The organism is Pseudoalteromonas sp. MMG012 (genome assembly GCF_018100875.1).
Classification (GTDB): Bacteria; Pseudomonadota; Gammaproteobacteria; order Enterobacterales; family Alteromonadaceae; genus Pseudoalteromonas; species Pseudoalteromonas aurantia.
In genome coordinates, this window is the sequence record NZ_JAGJEF010000003.1 from 51,064 (window position 1) to 71,712 (window position 20,649).

Here is a 20,649-nt window from a genome sequence, read left to right on the forward strand (position 1 = left end):
ATAAACGTCACATAAAAGATACACTCTGGAAAGTTATGATCCCAGCTAAGAAAGTTTTAAATACGCTAAATGAACATTGGAGCGTATTGGAGCTACTTTTTAAACGCTTTAAAATGACCGATTTTAGCGTCAAAGATGTTCAAAACATCATAAAACACAAAAATCCTCAATGGACCAGTGAACGAATATTCAGAGAAACTAATCGCTTACTCAATCAAGAGATCATCATTCCACTGGCTAAATCTTCACAGCTGGAAATAAATCGAGCTATCGCAGATTTCGCAAGTTTTCTGTTACAAGAAGAGCACCTAGGTTTGGCACAAGAGATCACCGTTCTGGTAAAAGATCTTGAACGACTTGGTAACCGCCTAGAGCAAGCTGCTGATGAAGGTGATCAAAGTGAACTACGGCGCTTTAGCCGAATCATGGATGAGCGCGTCAGAAAGATCATTAAATTATTTTTACATAATGAAAATGCCATTTTCAACATTGTCGAACAAGCAAAATCTGATAGCAGCTCAATATCACTACAAAAACGGTATCGCGCAGTTATAGAGGCATTTGACGAATATATAGAACCGATGTTAGAAATGGTTGATATACGCGGTGAGTTTCATGCCTGTTTTAACGTCATTGAAAATCAGTTGAGTCAACAAATTGATGATATTGAATTATATGGCCGTGGTGCCCAAGACAAACGTATGCTTGAACAACTGCGCACACGAATCTTGGATATGCACTTGGTCGGTAGGGAAAGCTTAAGAAAAAGTGCAGATATGTTAATGCCATTGCGTGAAGAGTTGCGCAGAAACTCTTTAATTACGCGTCAAGCATCCAAAGTACTCGCAATGATCCGTAAGAATGGGGTTGATCCAATGTTAAGCCCTGTTCAACCAGAGTTCGTATCAGACATTCAGCGCTTTTCACTTGGCCAGCAACGACACATGGTTGCTTATATGGCTGGCTTGGCCGAATTTGAACATGATGAATATCAACTTCCAGATCAAAGTGATGTCTCTGTATATCAAAGCCCGCATATTCCAGACTATGCAGATGTTAAGAACAGCTTTTCAAATACAGGTAAAACTAAAATTGCATTGCTCGGGTTTCTCACTGGGCACTACCCTGACTTAGACGCTGATGAGTTATTATTTTTATATCAAAAGCTAATCAGTGATGAAGCACTGGAGCTGGCGCAAGATGAACAGCGAGTCACAGTGAACATAGCAGAGCATGACTTCTCTCTCTACCCATTTAATGCCAGTACAAAAATAGAACACACTAATGACAACAATTAATTTAACAGAACTAACAGAATTACAAGCCATTAACAAAAAATTGGCCAGTGGCTATCATATCAGTGAGCAAGACACGACGTTATGGCAACAACTCGACCAGAACATTGACGCCTATCAAGCACTATTTAATGCCTTAGGCCATGATCTACAACACGATGCTCGTGGGTTCTACTATCTCGCAAGTGATGAAAGTACCCCTAACATGGGAAAAATTTCTCGTGCCATTGCACTCACACTCTTTATTCTTATCGAACACTTTGCCAATCAGGGAAAAGATCCTTTGCGTGCAATTTTTGACGAGCCGGCAGATCTAGAGCTGATGCAAACTTTAGTGCAGTTAAATAAACACTTATTTGATCAACTTGAGATTTTCTCAGGCTCCGACCTCCGTAAAGATGTATACCTCAGGATGATTAGACTTGGACTAGCGAAAGAAACTGAGCGAGGTTTTATCCATTTAGCGCCCGTATATCGTTATATTGATGCACTAATGGAAGTAAACGACACAAATTTTGATGGACTAGAGGAAGAAGTATGAGTGAACTATACGGCCTAAGTAAATTAGCGCTATTAAATACCGCGGGCTATGCGAAGTGCGTGATCCCACTCAATAAAAGTGCTTCTATCTGCGCACCAAATAACACCGGTAAAAGTTCGGTTATTAATGCCTTACAATTCCCTCTTATCAATGATTTACGATTGACCGAGTGGGATGGCCATGATTTAGAAGAAACGCGAAAGTTTTACTTTTCGTCTGACCAATCCTATATTTTGCTCGAAGCAAACCTCCCCCATGGAGATGTGGTAATTGGCGTTGCTGGCCTTGGCAAAATAGCTGGGTTTGCACACCAATTTTTTTGCTACCCAGGTAAACTAAACCTAGATGACTTTACTGAAGGTAAAAGCATCATAAAATACACTAAATTATTCAAACATCTACAAAGCAAGGGCATGAGTCCCGTAGAACTAAAAGCCGCTGAACTCAATGCACTTTTAACCGGCGGCGCCACACAATTTGATGGCGACATCAATTTAAAAATGATCCCACTTAACAACGTCCAAGATGCTGCTATTTATAAAGAAATATTTAGACGTATACTTAATCTACATAAGCTAGGTGCACAAGATGTAAAACGTTTTATGTTGCGAGTATTTGAGCGGCATATGTCAAACTCTCGAGTTGATTTTTACGAAGTATGGCGTCGTGCATTCGATAAAGTTAATCGCTCCCGTCGAGAACTTACCGTTTTGGAATCAATGCAAGAGCCCATCGGTGCATTAGAGGAAATGCTTAACGCTGATGCAACACTCAAAGGAAAGCTAGCTGCCTACGCACCTAAAATAGATATTGCCTTAGGCGAGTATGAAGAATACCAACAATCGCAACATACTGAGCTTTCAGAGCAACTGACTAACATTGAACAAGAGAAACACGATTTTGAACAAAAACAGCAGTTGTATTTGCAACAGTCTAGAGACATTGAGCGTCGTCAAACACAAATTGAACAATGGTTTATTAACTACCACGGCCTAAAAACTGAGTTTGAGCTCACCAATCACGCCACTCTAAAAACCAATCTACAGCTATTGAAAAAAGAATATGAACAACTGTCTTTTTCTATCAATAGCGCGCATGGACAAAGCTTACATACACTCGACTTTAGGATCAATGAAACACAAAAACAAATTAAGAGCTTAAAGTTACAACTCAAGAACTTAGAATTTAACTTGTTTACACGTATGCGTGAAGACCTATCACTCAAAGAGGTTGAAGAAATATCTCGTATACTTAACCCTGATTTATTGTCATTTGCTACGACCAACCAAGGTGAAGTTAGTATCACCGATGAAGATGCTTTTGGTGAGTTCTTAAGTCAACTATCCGCCTCAGTAAAAGGAGGTGAATTGACGGTTCCTGGTGCCAGTATAAAACTTAAAAAACTGACTCCAGTACAAATGCAAAGTGGTGAAAATAAGGAGCAACTGGCTGCACAGTTAACCGCTCTTCAGCAATCATTGAAAGAGTTTCAACAACAACGAGACGTTGCGGCAAACGTTGCCCAAAAACAACAAGAGCGTGATGCATTGTATGATGAACTCATGGCATTGGAAGGATCACTCAAACGATTCGAGCAATATCAAACAATGCTACAATCAGTAGAGGCACAAGAGTTATTAAAAGAGCAATTGCACGTTGAGCGAGAGCAAGTTGACGAATATTTACAAGATGTTCAACGCAATGCTGGCTCCATCTCTGATAGACGCTCCATCATTAAAAGTAAACAAGATTTATTAACTCGCCAAGCTGATCGATTACGCCAAGTAAAGTCCGAACGACTAGATCATACATTGAATTTGTACAGTGGCTCGCTTGCTCCCTATCCTATAGAAATCACCATCGAGTTTGATAACCTATCTGAAGTCATTCATCAATTTAATAAAGATTGTAATGAGTTAAGAAACTTAGCGGTTAACGTTAAAAATACTTACTTGCATATTTACAATGCAGGGATCACCAAATTTGATAATGAAACGGATGAGTCAAATAAATACACCAAGCTTATTAGTGCATACCATAATATCGACAACGAAAGAGACGCAGTAGACCGTCAAGCGCGCGTCGCATTGACTGAGGTTGCGGCAACAATTAAGGGCTTGCGTGAAGACTTAGATCGTCTCCGCCGAGAGATGAATAGCTTTAACCGTGGGATCAGTCAACATCGTATTTCAAATCTTAAGTCATTTAAGATCAATATTATACCTAGAAAAATGCTCGTGGAGAGTATTGATACCATCATCGCCACCTCTGACAATTATGAAAAGGGAGATAACCTAGACTTACTTTCAGAACAGCCCTCAGATGAAAAAGCCGTCAATGAAGCCAAAGATCACTTGATTAAATTGGCCAGTGAGAAAGCGGGTTTAACGCTCACAGATCTATTCGATATTCGTTTTGAAATAGTCAATCGCGCAGGCGAAACTGAACATTTCGATAAAATTGATTCAGCTGGCTCTAATGGTACCCGTATTACAATTAAGTTGTTATGTGGTATGTTGTTTATACGTTATTTGTTGTCTGATCAAGAACAAGCTCTGTACCGTATACCTATTTATATTGATGAAGCCGCCGATATTGATCCACAAAACCAAAAAGCGATTATCGAAACTGCGTTAAGCTTTGGGTTTGTGCCAATATTTGCATCTGTAAAGCCGCAAATAAGTTGCGACTATATCGTGCCGATCCGAAGTGTTAAAAATGGTAGCCAGAACTGGGTGTCTGAAAAAGATTGGATTGAAGTGGAACATTCTACGAATCAAGCTGTCTGAGTGGACAATATGCTGTATTGGCTGAAGTAATTCAGCCCTCTAGGAGATAAAACATGTTAAGAAATATTATTTTAGCTGCCTCGGTCATATTGATCAGTGCGTGCAGTAATACACCTGATTGGGATTACGATAAGTCCGTTAAGTTTACCAATTACAAAACATTTTCTTGGTCTGCAGATGCTGATTTAAAAAATAATGGCGGAAATGCGTATCAAATAAATGATCTCATGGAAAAGCGTGTTCGCAACGCCATTATTGAAGCAATGTTAAAGCATAATATTAAGCTAGTCGAAAGTGAAAACGCAGACGTTCTTGTAAACTATCACGCATCTGTTGATAGTAAAATAGAAGCAGATTCATTTAATACAAGTTATTCCGCTCGTTGGAATTACTGGGGCTTCGGTTACCAAACACAAACCCATGCTCGAGAATATGATGTAGGGACGCTGGTAATAGATGTCATAGATAAAGCATCTAATCAACTAGTATGGCGTGGTGCAAAAGAAGGCCGCCTTCGTAACAAACAAAATCCAGAACAACGTACCACATCTGTGAATAAAACGGTGTTTGCAATTCTTGAAAACTTTCCTCCTGTAGAAGTCCACTGATAAAAAATTGGCGATGATACATGTATCAAGTTGCCCAGTAACACTTATGTTTAGGCTATAAGCCTAAATATAAGTGTGTTGTTTACATGTTTCAACACACATCACAATAATTACTTATTCACCAGTCACCACACCAGTACAGCCCGAACATTTTTAGAATTGACTGACCCACACATTGCGTATAAAACATCCATCTACTTGATAATATAGTGTTGTAAAAATGATATAAATGCTCTAATTTATTAACTGCTCATTAATTGAGCAACCAATAAGTTAATAAAAGGAAGTTAATCATGAAAAAAGCAGTTCTCGCACTAATTGGTGCAACATTATTTAGCGGTGCAGCATTAGCAAGTTCAGTATCTTGTTATGTAGATACAAGAGCATATGATGAGTACAGGCAAGGCACCTGTTTTGGTGGTGAGTCACTCACACACACTCGCCAAGGTGCTGCTGTATTTAAAGTCAATACGTCAAAGCCAGTCCAAAGTGTCGAATGGGATATTAGCAGATATAATGCTAATTGCTCTGGTACAACGTGTATTGTCAGAGTTGGCCTAGGTGAGCATGAAGTGAATGCGTGTGTTGATAAAATCTATTATAAAGATTTCACATGGGCTGACGTAAATTGGTGTGCCACTGCCCATGCAAATTACTGGGGCCAAGGCGGTCCTCTTGCAAATGAACTACTAGGCCAATAAAGAATAAAGCGCTATATTTGAACATAGCGCAATTTAACACGTCATAATTTCCATGTTTGTTAATATTGATAACGCTTCCGTTGAAGATTTACCGCATGCCCACTCAACCGCTTTAAAATCGTGACACACATTAGGACGCTCAGGCTGACCAAATAATTTGCATAAATTATCATCCGACAAGTTTTTACAGCGCTCACCCGCCGCTTTTCCATTTGGGTGCAATGGAAAACTTGAACTTATACTCGGCGCTATACAACACGCACCACAATGTAAACGACATTCCATAACACAGCCCTAAAAATAAAGCACGCAGTATATCAAAAATCGCTCAGCTTTACGCGATTTTTATAGCACTAGATACAACAAGCAGTTAACCTCACAATCACGGTATACACTGCTTCACAATACGTGTTGATTCAGTTACTTTCCTTGGTAACAATGCGCATGTACAAAACTAAAATTAATCAGCTATATCTTTATTTAACCTCAGCTCTGGATAGGCGAATTTGCCCAATAAAGCTATTTTTCTCACTCTCGGCGTTGCTTTCATTTGTAATAGCCCGCTATTACTGCATAAAAGCGCCTTGATATTGAACAAAATATCATCATTGGATTGTATGTAAGTTTGTTTACAAAACATTTGCTATTCCAAAACCCTTATCCAAACCCGAGGTTATTTAAAAAATGCAAATGCCTTTTGCATTGCAACATCATTGCCTGATGCATCTATATCCGCAGATTTTAGCAATACCTGAGGTATAAAATCTTCTCGATATTCACCATTAGTGTGTTACAAACGCTCGAACCCAACTTCAATCCAACTGTCACTGTAAGGGAGTTTGACTTGTTTAATTCCGCCAAGTAAGTCTGCCATCGGAGTACCTATCACTGCTTGTGCACCAAGCGCATCTAAGCCAATCACCATCCCCTCTCCCATACTACCGGTCCAACGTCCGGCGAGCACAACAAATGGCTGAACTATATACGGATTTTCAGGTAAAACTTGGGCAAATTGCATAACAGACTCACCGTAGAGCTGTCCTTTACTTTGCGTTTTATACGTCTGATAAGTGGCCACTTTATTAGTAAAGTGGCCAAGTATTGGTTCTGCAACTCCCGTATTACCGCCACTAGGTGTATTGCGTAAATCTATGATCAGACCTTTGGTATTAACAAGTTTTCTTAACCCTTTTTTGAAAAAGTCGCTTGTCTGTGTATCACCCAATGCATTATTAAAGCGTATATACCCCACCTGTCCATACACTTCAATCGTGACGGGCTCTGCCTTTTTAAGTGCGTTTATATTGGAATAACTCGCTGCTAAGTTAAACTCTTTATCTCCATTTTTACTGCGAATTAGTAACCTTCTGGTCTGGTGGCGCCTTCCACCTAACGCAATATTAGCCGCATAGTTACGCTGCTTTTTCGTTAACTTATTCAATGCCATGCCAGTTACTTGACTCATAGCCAGTTCAATCGATTGCCCATCAATGGCGCTAATCTCCATACCAGGCTTTAACCCCTTGATATGTGCATCAGACCCCGCTTTAATGTCATAAACCACCAATTTTCTGTCATCAAACTGGACAAAAATGTCAGAACCTGTTTGGGTAAACACTGAAATCATCACAGTCATAGGGCCCCAAATTCAAATGCGGGTCTGTAAATGCTCGTAAATATACTTGTGCGTTATCTCTAAATTCCTTCGCTGTTTTACTATCACGTAACCTTGATTCATGAGTATTGAATAGCTTTACTGCTGACTGCTCTCTATCGTGCAAGTATGCGTAGTTGTCGGTGAGTATTGTTTGAAGTTCATTTATGGCTTTTTCAGCATCAAATGCAGCACATTTAAAGCCCATAAGCATCACAGAACTTGCTAGCATAAGTACGAGATTTCTTTTCATCTTTATTCCTTCAAAACAAGCTTTATTATGTTTCACCTTAATCCAAATAAGGTACAAGCTAGTCGAGTCTATAGTAGTATCCCAGTTATCACCATCCCCAGCAATCGACGCATCCCCTTCGAAGTTCAGTTTTCTGCTCACAAACGAATCGAAGGCTATCACCATTGACGCATTAGATTTCTTTAAAGGGCGAATCCCCCTTCTCTTATCACTCAAATAATAAGCAAATGCACAACCAACATAACCGACTATTTAAGCAACTAAATTATGTGTTAAATTAGCGCTCTTTAATTTGCTATTAAGTACACACTTAACGCTATGAAAATCACAGCTCTATTGCCGCAAGAAATTGATGCCTGTTATCACCAGTTTTTATCTCTGTCACATGCTGAGCAGTGGGTATTCACGGTCATGGCCGTGATTTATAAACCCATTTCTTTAGGGAATTTAAATAAACTCCTTAAACAATTAGATAAACAAGCATTTGATTCCAAGCACTACGCCTATGAACGTATTACATCAAACGCGATTAAAGCTTGGCAGCAATTGGGGTTTATTCGCGTACATAATGATGAGCTAAAACTCACCCATTTACTCACTCATCAGCTTACGCATAAAGCCATCACTCGTGACGTGTTTTTTACCATTTTAAAGGCCGGTGAAACGGTTGTTCCTGTTATACAATTGTATGATTGGGAGCAAACGCTTGATGATGAACAACGATTAATTCGGGATTTTTATTTCTTAAATGATCACAACAAGATGGTCCAATATCTAAAAATACATAAAAATCCACAGCAAATCGACTATCAGCGTGGTCAAATATTAATTGAGCTGAATTTTGTCCCTTTTCAGCTAACACATTTTGTGACCTTACCAGACACGCTTCAATATCAATCTTTTGCATGCTGGTTTTATGTACTTCGCCAGCGAGGCGCTTCAAATGCCTATGCATTAACATTGCTAGAGCAGGTACACGACACTAATAATAGTGAACGCTCCCTCAGTCTTCTTTTAGCTGAACAGTATTTATTACAAGGTAAAATAAACAAAGTGCGCCTATTAATGGTACCGAGCGACAATAGCTGTTATAGCTTGCAACTCAAGGCAACCCTTGCATTGTTGGCAGGTGACATAGACAGTGCGCTTAATTTGTTCAGTAAAGCACTTACGGCTAAAAATAAATATGGAAAAAAGAAATTTCAACACTTGGATGGACTGTATAGCCTGTTTTATCAGTTAACTTTATTAATTGCAGCAAACAAACTAGACGCGACTTACTTTTCACTTGCAGAAAAACATGTACATGCCCAAAGCCACGACAAAAATAGTCAGGATCACAGCCATTACGTAGGTCAATTTATGCTCCCTCTTATTGAGAGCTTATCAACAGCAACACCGTATACATCTTTGCTACCTGACTTTACGTTTCTATATAGCCATCATGTATTTTATGCTCATCTAATACATTATTTTGATGCTCTGGCCGTAAAGTGGTGTCAACCATTATCGAATGAACAGCAGCTCAGCTCGCAAGCCCTTCACCAGGCATATCTTTTTTTTGAAGCAACTGATTACCGCTTATTTTCCCTACTAATTGAACAATTGGCGCCACATTTTAATGTTAATAATAGCGTTGACGTAGAGCTCCCTAGCACTCATAACCTTTTTGATTTAACACAGGCTATTTCACATAAAGTAAGCTGGGATCTCGCACTTGATAAACTCATTTCACTCGCTCCTGAAGACACATCGGCTGACACTCAACTTCCGGACACAGCCTCAAGGCTAATATGGGAGATAACCATAGCACCGTTTTGCATTTCACTGTCTGCACGCGCGCAAAAAAAAACGACATCGGGATGGAGTAAAGGTCGCCCTGTATCATTACAACGTCTATATGAACAATCGCACGAGTTTACTTTTATGTCTGAGCAAGACATTAAAATTTGTTCACATATTAATAGAGCAAAGCAATGGCAAGATAAAACCCATTATACTTTGGAAGGCGCAAGGGCACTCACCGCCGCATGCGGTGCACCGAACTTATTTTTAGTCGATGATGTATTTACACCCATTGAATTGAACAAGGCGCAGCCCGAGTTACTTATCACGCAACAAAATGATCATTTAGTACTGAGTATCGCTGAGATTCCCGCAACTTTGAATGGCATACCATTGAATTACTCGTTAACTGAATATGCCCCAGAGCAATATCGACTTACAGTCTTTGCACCAGAACACTTAAAAGTCGCGCAGATCATTGGTGAAGAAGGGTTAACAATTCCTATATCAGCTAAAGAAAAGGTGCTAGAAAGCGTCAGTGCGATTGCGCCTTTACTCAACATTCAATCAAGCATTGCTGAACTAGATACAGGGCTTGAAACCCACCCTGCTGATGCTCGATTAGTCATCAATATTCAACCATTTCATGATGGACTTGAGTTTACCTGTTTTGTGATGCCATTTGGTGAGCAAGGGCCAACGTTCAAACCTGGTATTGGCAATGCCAAAGTAACCACAGAACTTAATGGCAAACGCGTTGCGACTAGTCGCAACCTCATCCAAGAAGAGCAGTACCTTGATATATTAGATACGCATTGCCCTGCATTTCTAACGATGCAAGATAATCGTCTCCAACTTAACGATTTACAAACTGCTTTGGAGACACTTCAGCAGCTAGACCATACCACGGCGTTAGATCCCAGCCCTATTCCTTTGACCCTTCGTTGGCCGAAAGGTAAAACAATGACTTTGACAAAACCACTGCACAGTCATCATTTGCAATTGGCTCTGAGCAAAAAACATCAATGGTTTGATTTATCGGGCCATTTGGTCGTTGACGATTCTCATGTAATTGAGCTTAAGAGGTTACTCTCGTTAACTTCTCAAGCTCATGGCCGATTTATAGAACTGGATAACCATCAAATACTCGCCCTATCTGATGAATTAAAACAACGCTTAGACCAACTTAACACCGCAACAGATAATGGACAATTTCATCCACTTGCCAGCTTACATGTATCACAGGCAACAACAGGCATGAGAATGAAAACATTACATGCTTGGGATGAACAACATGTTAAAATGACGCAAGCTAATCTCCTTGAATGCAAAGTTCCCACAACATTACGTGCTACACTCCGTGATTATCAAATTGAAGGATTTGATTGGGCATCAAGACTTGCCCATTGGGGGGCTGGGGCGTGTTTAGCTGATGATATGGGGCTTGGTAAAACACTACAAGCACTTGCGCTGCTCGTCTCTCGAGCACACTTAGGTCCTAGCTTAGTGATAGCGCCTACATCAGTCTGTTTCAACTGGCAACAAGAGGCAACTAAATTTGCTCCTACATTAAACATAAAACTGTTGTCTGATATTAAAACTTCAGCCAAACGAGCTGACGCCTTAAAACAGCTCAACAGTCTTGATTGCTTAATTATAAGCTACGGGTTACTGCAGCGAGAGAGCGCATTACTGCAAGCGTGCACATGGTCAACGATTGTCGCTGACGAGGCTCAGGCATTAAAAAACCCTTTAGCACAGCGTTCGATTGCAGCATGCACATTAAAAGGCGATTTTAAGCTTATAACCACTGGTACACCTATTGAAAATAATTTAACCGAATTGTGGAGCTTATTTCGTTTTGTTAACCCCGGCCTGCTTGGTAACTTAAAACGCTTCAGTGCACGTTTCTCAACGCCTATTGACAATGTTAAAGATAACCCAATTGCCGCTAAAAAAGCCCGTTCTCAATTAAAAAACCTGATCCAACCATTTATACTGCGTCGCATGAAAGATCAGGTACTCACCGAACTACCAGCCAGAACGGATATTAATGTTAAAGTGCAACTTAGTGAAGAAGAAATGGCACTTTACGAAGCTCTACGGCTAACTGCGATAGAAAACCTCACCGCGACATCTCAACAAGACCAAGCTGGCGCACAAAGAATCAAAATGCTCGCAGAATTAACTAAACTTCGCCAAGCATGCTGTCATCCATCGCTGGTACTTTCAGACAATACGCTCCCCAGTGCGAAGCTTATCGCTCTTGATAAACTATTAAACGAACTCCAAGAAAATAATCACAAAGCCCTCATTTTTAGCCAATTTGTAGGACATTTACAACTAATCAAACAGCACTTAGATAGCAAAGGTGTGGACTATCAATACCTAGATGGCAGTACACCACAAAGAGACAGACAACATCGCGTCAATGCCTTTCAACAAGGTGAAGGTCAAGTATTTTTAATTAGCCTCAAAGCGGGAGGTTCAGGGTTAAACCTCACTGCTGCCGACTACGTTATTCATATGGACCCATGGTGGAATCCTGCTGTAGAAGAACAAGCCAGTGACCGTGCACATCGCATGGGCCAACTGCGCCCGGTGACCGTTTATCGATTGATTACGATAAACACCATAGAAGAAAAAATTGTAGCACTGCATCAACATAAACGAGATCTCGCGCAAACATTACTCTCTGGTAGTGACTCTGTAAGTAAACTATCGGTAACTGAGATCATAGCAATGCTTAAAAAAACCTTTTAACCACAATGTTTATACTTTCGGGGGGATTACGCCACGACTATTAGGTTACAACTAGGAGACTATAAATAACTCACGATTCATGATAATCAGAAAAAACATAAAGCTAACAAAAGAGAATTTAATGTTACAAACATAACAAGCAAAGAGAAATATAAATTAATAAATCGTTGATAAATCGTTGATAAATCGTTGATAAATCAATATTAACTACTATTTAACACCACATGCTAATTTTCACATTAGAAACCAGCACTACCTTTGCTTACTTAAAAATAAATACCGATAATAACATTCAGTTTTATATAAAACCTTAAATGTAAAATAAAAGTTAAAGTCACGAGAGAAAAAACAATCTAAAATACGCTATTAAAGAAGCGCTTTAACAGTTACATCATAGGTATAGAAAACGTATTAACTCATTCGTGCTCGATTCGGTATCGAGTTAAGTCTTACGTAAACTGAAAATACTGAGGAAAGAACTCATCTATTTGAAAAAGCCCTAGGGCACTGCTTGAGGCCCTAGAACCGCATAACAGTTATTCAATACCATTTAATGTAACAGGGCGCTGCGCGTCTCTTGTCGCTTCTTTTGAACGGATCTCAGCTTGCTTACGCTGCTCTCGCGTAGAACATACCTTTTTAGGAATACTTGACCCTAATACTCTGATTTGCTCACATTTATATCCATTGGTATTTCTTGCTTGTTTATCAGCTTCATCATCAGTTGCATTACAACCAGCTAAAACAACACAAGACACCACTACACTAAGTATATTTTTCATATTTCCCTCTTCCATTATGTCTTATTAATTATTTTTTGGTATTTAGAGCAGAGTAAAAATCTGCAAAAAACATATGAGCGTTTAACCTAGCCTTAAATAAAAGATAAATCAACAAGAATAAAGGGTGAATTAAGAATAAACGTAAATATTAAGTAAGAAAGCTTATTCTTGATATTAACTCACCTTAATAAGTCAGGAAGAATTGAAACACATGTAGACTTCAAATACTTATAAATTCATATTATTATATAAATCCCATGCGGTGAATAGCCTACAATTAATTGAAAGTCGGTACTGTTATACTGAATTAAAATACCCTACGGATACGGCTGCCCCGTCCTCATTTATATGTTGCTTTAACGAGTAACCCCTTCTCTCCCGTAGAACTAAAAAAATGAGCTCTCATACCATTCTGTTTTACTCAGAAACAAGAAATGTATTACCCACTGAATCAGACCACCATAACAGAGTCACCTTTAACATATTCCTATAGATAACGACAGCTGCTGTTTTAATAAACAAATCAATACCACAATAACAACATTAAACGCAAGAAAAATTCAATCAGATAAAGCAAAACAATCAAATAAAAAATGCAAAAATAATGTAAAACCAACAAAAAATGAATTTAATTTTAAAAAAAAAGGTTAAACCATCCTTTCCGAAAAACATCAAAAATCCCCTTTTGCACAAAATTACCCAATAAAAGGACTTGTAATTATTTGCTTTTGATATATTGTATACAATATATCAACATCGGAATGTTGATGTTTATTCTTTCTAAAAGCAAAACAGTAACTCTTATTTGCATGCACAGAAAGCATATGAAAAATATAACAATAATTAGTGATACTAAGGGGTATACACAATGAATAATCAATGGGTAGCTAATACAAAGCTAAATAAAAGTTTACTTGCACTTGCTGTTTCAGCTGCAAGTCTTGGGGCTACTGCACAGGCAAATGATTCAGTTGACGTCGATACACCAGAGCGAATTATGGTTACAGGCTCTCGTATAAAACGAATCAACTTCGAAGCGCCTTCTCCTACCGTTGTCATCTCAGCAGAAGACATCAAACTAACTGGTGCTCAGAACGTAAATGATATTCTTACAGGCATGCCACAATTTTCCGATGGTTTTGATTCCGCTTCAGGGAACTACTCGTTTGGTAATTCAGGTCTAAATATATTAGATCTTCGCAATATGGGTGAAGAACGTACTCTTGTATTGGTAAATGGTAAACGTCCCCCTTCTGTATCTACTGATAACCAAGGTCTTTTCGCTGATGTTGGTACTATCCCGGCCTCTCTAATTGAACGTGTAGAAGTTATGACGGGTGGTGCATCAGCAATTTATGGTTCAGATGCAATTGCAGGTGTTGTTAACTTTATTCTGCGAAAAGACTTTGAAGGTACTAAAGCAAACGCACACCTTTCTGGTACGCAAGAAGGTGGTCATAGCACACGCAGCTTATCATTTACCCATGGTTTTAATTTCGATGATGACAATGGTAATTTTACCGTTGCCGTCGATTACTTATCAGAATCCGCCTTAACGCAAAACGACCGTGAAAAAGCGTATAACTATCAACGTTCAGTAACAAACCCAAATAAAGCCGATGGGCAGCCGAGTAAAATTTGGGTTAAAAACGTCTCACCAATCCCGTGGGGTGTACCTGAAACTATCTTTTCTGTATACAACAATGATGATGATGGCTATGATTGGTACGATTTTGATGAATCGACTCAAGATGTGGCACTTCGAGCTCGATACAGAGACATGTATGACGGCTGGTTAGTCGATGCCAGTAATGGATACGAGGGCACTCGATGGGGTAATATTGAAGACCCATTTGAGCGTATTAACCTATTCTCTTCTGTAAATTATCAGTTTGACGACTTTGATATGTCATTTGATGTAACACTTGCTAGAACAGAGTCTAATAATGTTATCGACCCACCGTTCAAACAAGCGTGGATTCAAGTAGCTGATATTAAGGAACTATTCGACACTCCAGCTTCCATTACAGACAACTTTCAAGATACCGACTGGATCGGGTTCCACCACACATTTCATGAGATTGGAGGTCGTAAGCACAAAAATGTTCGTGAATTCTTCAGTTCATCTTTGACTTTCTCTGGCGTATATAATGACGAATGGTTTTGGGATGTGAATTTTTCATCCGGTAAATCGATGAATGATTTAGAAAACAAAACTCAGTTAAGATCGGACCGTCTAGATAGTCAATTACAAGTGATCGGCCCATGTGTTGAAGCGGGTAATTGCCCAAGCTTCTCTCCATTTGAACGTCAATCTCAAGCTTTAACTGATTACGTAATAGATGCTTTTGTTGCGACTACTGATTCAGTCAACCACGCGTTCACCGCGAACTTATCTGGCGACTTATACGAGCTACCAGCAGGTGTTATGCAAATGAGCAGTGGCTTAGAGGTTCGTTATGAAGGTATTCACTTTGACCCTTCAGAGCTATGGGCGTCGGGTAACTTAGCATCTAGAAAGCTACCATTAGATGTAAGCCGTAATATTAAAGAAGCGTATGTTGAACTATTAGTACCTGTCATTAGTGACATGCCATTTGCCGAACTGCTTGAAGTAGAAGCTGCGTATCGTGTTGCCGATTACTCAACCAATGAAAATCGTTTTGAAAGTACTAAGTTTGCTGTAAACTGGTCGATTAATGAAGAAGTCAGATTACGCTCTATTTTCTCACAGGCCGTTCGTGCGCCTCAGCTATATGAGCTATACGCAGGTGAAAGTGTTGCTTTCTCAACTATTAGCGACCCTTGTGATGAATCAAATATAGATGGCGGCCCTGCTGATGGGCGCCGTAAAGCAAACTGTGCACTATACGGTATTCCAGCAGGTTGGAACTCGAATATTAAAACAACTCGCGGAGAAGTCAGAAACTCGGGTAACGCTGACCTGCAACAAGAAAAAGCCAATACACTGACGGTTGGCTTGGTATATACACCCACTTCAATACTTGAAGGTTTAACACTCTCGGTTGACTTTTTTGATATTAAGCTAAAAGATAAAATATCTGAGTTTGACGGTGAAGACGTTATGGAAAACTGCGTAGATTTAGCAGCAAACTCCATTGATAATATGTTCTGTAACCTAGTAACTCGAAAAGACAATGGCGACGTAGATTATGTTCGCCCACTGAGCTTAAACTTCGACCAAGGCCGCGTGAGAGGAACTGATTTCGAGTTATATTATAGCTGGGATGCATTGTCATTTGATTTCAAGGCAACCAGATTATATGAAGACTCAACTACGACTCAAGATTTAGCAGAAGGTACCGCTGAAACGAATAACGAAGCCGGTCAATTAGGCCGACCTAAGTGGGCGTCTAACCTCGTTACTAAATATACACTGGATGATTTAACCCTAAGTTGGACATTCAAATTTAAAACGTCAGGTCGATTTGATGATGATGAGGCTGAAAGCTTCCGTGATAGTGATACTCCGTCACACTCTCGTATTCACAATATTCGCGCAGATTATCAACTAACTGACATGGCATCTGTTTATGTAGGTATCAACAATATTACAGATAACAATGGCGGCGACCATTGGACTACTTCACGTGGAGCCTATAATGGTTGGGCTATACTAGGTCGCTCTGGCTATATAGGCGTAAATCTAGACTTCTAATAGAATTTAAAAAACTCCCTGTTATATAAAACAAACCATAAGTTGCTCTAGAATAATAGAGCAACTTATTTTGCATTAATCCCCCCATACGACTCAGTGCATATTTGCCTATAGTAAACAATGACATGGGTTTATTCATACATCTAAAGCACAAGCAAAACAATCAATAATTGCAAAAAACTCACAAGAAAGTTGACTCATTGCTTGGGCGTTCACGTCATAAAAATCACTTTTGGGCCACTAAACCCTTCGTTTGGCAGTTGCACGTTCATTGTGACAATAGATATATCAAAGTGACGGTATAATCACGACTTAAAATCAGCCCCATTATATTAAAAAAATAAACCCCTTCGTTATGCTCATAACGGCTGAAAATAGTCGACATGCGACCGTTCACATTACACCGAGTTATTGAAAATAGAGATATTGAAATTCAGGCGCCTTAAAAATATTTATCCTGTGCGCATAGCCAATATAGTTGGTATATCAACATTTTTATTATATCGGCATAAGCCTTCATCTTTTGAATCTATCGCCAGAATAGACATTCTGTCGGCAAGTTCATTGCCTTCAATACCTACATGCCCATTCACATGATATATCGCGATCTTCGATAAAAGTGTCTGATAAAGTGCATACGCAGGTTGAATAATATCTAAGTTTTTTATTTCTCCAGAAGCCTTCGTCCAACCCTTTTTCTCCCATTTACTTGCCCACTTAGTAATACAATCAATTGAATATTTTGAATCACAATAAATAACCACAGATTTTCCTGTTGATAACTTCTCTTGTGCTATCAACAAAGCCTGATTTAACCCGCGTAATTCAGCGGTATTATTCGTTCCGACTGACTGATAAAGCCCGTACCATAGTTCACTAAGTACATCATTTTCATAAACAGCTAGCCCTGTTCCCGCTTCCCCTGGGTTTGGTTCACAACCCCCGTCGGTAAAAATTTTTATATCATAAGCCATTTGATCAATGTGCGCTTGTGACAAAGCACTAAGCTTCTTTTTTGTAATTTTGGATGAAATATCTTTAATCTCACGCAGTGGGATTGATCTGCCTCCAAAGGCTGACTCGGCTTCTTCTTGGCTTGAAAAAGACTTGTACTTAGCACCTGAAAAGCCATCCACTTGGGCTTTGCATTGTGCCCAATTAGTATAAATTCCAGGCTCTCGCCCTTGCCAAACGACATAAAATTTTTTAGCCAAGGTCACTCCTTATATTAATCAACTATATACCCCCAATTTACGCTTATCTCACGATCATTTGATGGTATGTAGTGAAGAGTCATCATAACCCTAGAAACTGGGTACGATGGTTAACTGCATTAATTTCTCATACCAATTTACGACCACTGTGGGTATCTGTGTATAGTGCTGATAAAGGTAGTAATAGCCAGCCCCTACCAGACCTAACTGCGACAACGCAATAAAGGGGTAACGAATATCAATAATCTTCATTGCACTGCCAAATGAAGACTTAATACGATTGTTAGCTAAATCGACGCTGTAACATTCATCTAAAAGCAAGTGTACTAAAGAACCAAAAAAAACAAACAGTGCTACCAATAGTGAAAAACTCAACGTGGCCCCCAACTGAAGTGCACAAACACATCCAAGTAGCGTAAACATAAGTACAGCTAAAATTGAATGTAAACTTCCCCGATGCACCGTTATACTTTCAAATATTGGTTTGACTAAAAACCAAACTAGGCCGTAAATACCGCCTGCACAAAGCCAAACCGACAGTAATGATGATAATGGGTAAGTCGCAATAAAACCACCAGCAAGCACACAGCCTAAAATAGAAAATAGCCATCCTATCGATGTTGAATCATCCGCATCAAGATCGGGCAACAATCCAGACAAAGCGCCTATCAATATAAGCAGAAAACTCTCTGACATCGTCACAATGTGTGATGCCAATAAAGTTGTTCCTAGCATGGCGCTTGATACTGTACTTGCTGTTATATGAGTAGAGAAATTTGCCAAGTGGGTTCCTTACTAAATTTAGCGACACGATAGAAAGCAATCGTATAGGCTACTGTTATAGAGTGATTTTAACACTTTAACTGTACATTAAGCACCAATTCCTGCTGCAGTTAAAATAATTAACCCTACATGCAAATTTAGCCGTGGTTTCCAGTGAAATCATTTACCATATTTACAAAGCAGCGAGTTTGTAATGCAATCAGTCTTGCACAACCAAAAAGCATTCATTAAATAACCTCAGCTCTGGATAAGCGAATTTGCCCAATAAAGCTCTTTTTCTCACTCTCGGCGTTGCTTTCATTTGTAATAGCCCGCTATTACTGCATAAAAGCGCCTTGATATTGAACAAAATATCATCATTGGATTGTCCGTAAGTTTGTTTGAAAAACATTTTCTACTTCAAAACCCTTATCCAAACCTGAGGTTAAATAGGTATCACGCTCAAAGAAGCCATACGCCTGATACTGATACTGTAAATGTAAAAATGTTTCTGTTATCGCAATGCTTTGTTACAACTTACCTTAGACTTTAAACACCTAGAAACATCTATTGTCGTATCATAATAGGTAAAGATATCAGCCGTCATTGATATTGCGTGTTTTAATAGTAGGAAGGACTATAACGTGGCTAGTAAAAAACAAATTATATTACCGATTGCGGTACTCATTACAGGAATTGGCGTTGCAGCAGCATTTTCTGCAATGAAACAATCACCAGAAGAAAAAGCCGAAAAAATCATTCACCCACTTGTTGAAATTGAATCAGTCTCAGTTGCCCCCATGCAACTTACTGTTGACTCATACGGTATTGTAAAACCGAAATATAGTACTGAACTCGTTGCCCAAGTCAGTGGTCAAATAATTCAAATCTCAGAGAAATTTGTGCGAGGAGGTTTTGTTAAAGCTGGTGAAGTATTAGCGCGCATTGATCCCAATGATTATGAAGCGGCGCTCATTGAAGCACAAGCTAATTTAGCCCAAGCGCATTCAGCCCTTGAAATTGAACAAGCTCAGGCGCATGTGGCAAAAACGGAATGGCAACGGATAAAAAACAATGCCAGTGAAACCATTCCATCTGAATTATATCTCAGAAAGCCGCAATTGGCTGACAAACTAGCGCAGTACAGAGCTGCACAAGCCAGCGAAAAGCGTGCAAATCGCAACTTAGAACGGACCTATATAAAGGCACCCTATGACGCCATTGTGGACAGTCGACAAATCAGTTTAGGGAGTGTCGTTAGTCCGGGAAATCAGTTTGGTGTACTCAATGCAACATCAGTTGCTGAGGTAAGACTACCGGTTGCTGATAAAGAGCTACAATATTTAGTCAACAATGGCTTAGATTCAAAGGTGTCACTCGCCGCGAAATTTGCGGGCAAAGACGTTATTTGGAAAGGTAGGATTGTCCGTAATGAAGGCGTCATAGACGAGCGAAGCCGAATGACTTATTTGGTTGCGCAAGTAGATGTCCCTTACAGTTCTGGCGACAAACAGCTTCGCTTTGGCACCTATATTAATGCAAAAATTGAGGGGCAGCTTATCCAGTCCGCGGTATCTGTTCCTCGCCACTTGGTCAAAAATGGTCAAATTGCGACACTTAACGATGATTTAACACTCAGCTTCAAATCGCTTCAAATTATTAGAGAAAGTAATGGAATGGTTATTGCGAATGCAGGTCTCTCTAATGGCAATAAAATCATCACGTCTGCACTAGAGTACCCTGCTAACGGCATGCAATTACGTATTGAAGATGCTGCTAATCAAGCGCCAACAACACAATTGGCTCTTAAGGAGGAGTAACTT

14 protein-coding genes are annotated in these 20,649 nt (G+C 39.5%); 8 read left to right on the plus strand and 6 right to left on the minus strand.

The window, feature by feature from the left end; all coding sequences use genetic code 11:
* The first annotated feature begins 35 nt into the window (after positions 1–35).
* The 5 genes from J8L97_RS01795 to J8L97_RS01815 all read left to right on the plus strand — a co-directional run bounded on the left by J8L97_RS01795 (position 36) and on the right by J8L97_RS01815 (position 5,934).
* Complete coding sequence (locus J8L97_RS01795; protein WP_211047653.1) at positions 36–1,298, plus strand: hypothetical protein; 1,263 nt, start codon at positions 36–38, stop codon at positions 1,296–1,298.
* Complete coding sequence (locus tag J8L97_RS01800; RefSeq protein ID WP_211047654.1) at positions 1,285–1,836, plus strand: condensin complex protein MksE; 552 nt, start codon at positions 1,285–1,287, stop codon at positions 1,834–1,836. Before J8L97_RS01795 ends, J8L97_RS01800 begins: the two co-directional genes overlap by 14 nt.
* Positions 1,833–4,625, plus strand: coding sequence for an ATPase (locus J8L97_RS01805; protein WP_211047655.1), 2,793 nt, complete (start codon positions 1,833–1,835; stop codon positions 4,623–4,625). Before J8L97_RS01800 ends, J8L97_RS01805 begins: the two co-directional genes overlap by 4 nt.
* Positions 4,626–4,678: 53 nt before the next feature.
* A complete protein-coding gene (locus J8L97_RS01810) occupies positions 4,679–5,233 on the plus strand; it encodes a DUF4136 domain-containing protein (RefSeq protein WP_211047656.1) in 555 nt (184 codons plus the stop codon).
* Between the two features lie 293 nt (positions 5,234–5,526).
* Positions 5,527–5,934, plus strand: a complete 408-nt coding sequence (locus J8L97_RS01815; RefSeq protein ID WP_211047657.1) for a hypothetical protein — start codon at positions 5,527–5,529, stop codon at positions 5,932–5,934.
* Between the two features lie 33 nt (positions 5,935–5,967).
* On the opposite strand, the gene J8L97_RS01820 is transcribed toward J8L97_RS01815, so the two are convergent.
* From J8L97_RS01820 to J8L97_RS01830, 3 genes are all read right to left on the minus strand, one after another.
* Entirely contained in the window at positions 5,968–6,219 is a 252-nt protein-coding gene (locus J8L97_RS01820; RefSeq protein WP_192507280.1) for a YkgJ family cysteine cluster protein, read from the minus strand.
* A gap of 505 nt (positions 6,220–6,724) precedes the next feature.
* Positions 6,725–7,570, minus strand: coding sequence for a S41 family peptidase (locus J8L97_RS01825; RefSeq protein WP_211047658.1), 846 nt, complete (start codon positions 7,568–7,570; stop codon positions 6,725–6,727).
* Positions 7,530–7,841, minus strand: coding sequence for a hypothetical protein (locus J8L97_RS01830; protein ID WP_211047659.1), 312 nt, complete (start codon positions 7,839–7,841; stop codon positions 7,530–7,532). Before J8L97_RS01830 ends, J8L97_RS01825 begins: the two co-directional genes overlap by 41 nt.
* A 318-nt stretch (positions 7,842–8,159) precedes the next feature.
* Between J8L97_RS01830 and J8L97_RS01835 the strand changes: the two genes are divergently transcribed.
* On the plus strand, positions 8,160–12,389 hold the full coding sequence (locus J8L97_RS01835; protein WP_211047660.1) for a DEAD/DEAH box helicase: 4,230 nt from the start codon (positions 8,160–8,162) through the stop codon (positions 12,387–12,389).
* Positions 12,390–12,925: 536 nt separating this feature from the next.
* Here the strand turns inward: J8L97_RS01835 and J8L97_RS01840 are convergent.
* Positions 12,926–13,171 carry a hypothetical protein gene (locus J8L97_RS01840; RefSeq protein WP_211047661.1) on the minus strand — a complete coding sequence of 82 codons (246 nt, stop codon included), beginning with the start codon at positions 13,169–13,171 and terminating at the stop codon, positions 12,926–12,928.
* A gap of 868 nt (positions 13,172–14,039) precedes the next feature.
* Between J8L97_RS01840 and J8L97_RS01845 the strand changes: the two genes are divergently transcribed.
* On the plus strand, positions 14,040–16,850 hold the full coding sequence (locus tag J8L97_RS01845; protein WP_211047662.1) for a TonB-dependent siderophore receptor: 2,811 nt from the start codon (positions 14,040–14,042) through the stop codon (positions 16,848–16,850).
* Positions 16,851–17,302: 452 nt separating this feature from the next.
* Here the strand turns inward: J8L97_RS01845 and J8L97_RS01850 are convergent, their stop codons facing one another.
* Positions 17,303–18,070, minus strand: coding sequence for a viroplasmin family protein (locus tag J8L97_RS01850; protein WP_409455145.1), 768 nt, complete (start codon positions 18,068–18,070; stop codon positions 17,303–17,305).
* Positions 18,071–18,154: 84 nt separating this feature from the next.
* Entirely contained in the window at positions 18,155–18,847 is a 693-nt protein-coding gene (locus J8L97_RS01855) for a metal-dependent hydrolase (protein WP_210997457.1), read from the minus strand.
* Between the two features lie 623 nt (positions 18,848–19,470).
* Between J8L97_RS01855 and J8L97_RS01860 the strand changes: the two genes are divergently transcribed.
* A complete protein-coding gene (locus J8L97_RS01860) occupies positions 19,471–20,646 on the plus strand; it encodes an efflux RND transporter periplasmic adaptor subunit (protein WP_211047664.1) in 1,176 nt (391 codons plus the stop codon).
* The last annotated feature ends 3 nt before the right edge of the window (positions 20,647–20,649 follow it).

Bases quoted from the DNA above. Each gene is read 5' to 3' on its own strand.
- J8L97_RS01840 (WP_211047661.1), bottom strand. From the start codon at position 13,171: ATGAAAAATATACTTAGTGTAGTGGTGTCTTGTGTTGTTTTAGCTGGT.
- J8L97_RS01810 (WP_211047656.1), top strand. From the start codon at position 4,679: ATGTTAAGAAATATTATTTTAGCTGCCTCGGTCATATTGATCAGTGCG.
- J8L97_RS01805 (WP_211047655.1), top strand. From the start codon at position 1,833: ATGAGTGAACTATACGGCCTAAGTAAATTAGCGCTATTAAATACCGCG.
- J8L97_RS01815 (WP_211047657.1), top strand. From the start codon at position 5,527: ATGAAAAAAGCAGTTCTCGCACTAATTGGTGCAACATTATTTAGCGGT.
- J8L97_RS01830 (WP_211047659.1), bottom strand. From the start codon at position 7,841: ATGAAAAGAAATCTCGTACTTATGCTAGCAAGTTCTGTGATGCTTATG.
- J8L97_RS01820 (WP_192507280.1), bottom strand. From the start codon at position 6,219: ATGGAATGTCGTTTACATTGTGGTGCGTGTTGTATAGCGCCGAGTATA.
- J8L97_RS01835 (WP_211047660.1), top strand. From the start codon at position 8,160: ATGAAAATCACAGCTCTATTGCCGCAAGAAATTGATGCCTGTTATCAC.
- J8L97_RS01825 (WP_211047658.1), bottom strand. From the start codon at position 7,570: ATGACTGTGATGATTTCAGTGTTTACCCAAACAGGTTCTGACATTTTT.
- J8L97_RS01795 (WP_211047653.1), top strand. From the start codon at position 36: ATGATCCCAGCTAAGAAAGTTTTAAATACGCTAAATGAACATTGGAGC.
- J8L97_RS01800 (WP_211047654.1), top strand. From the start codon at position 1,285: ATGACAACAATTAATTTAACAGAACTAACAGAATTACAAGCCATTAAC.
- J8L97_RS01845 (WP_211047662.1), top strand. From the start codon at position 14,040: ATGAATAATCAATGGGTAGCTAATACAAAGCTAAATAAAAGTTTACTT.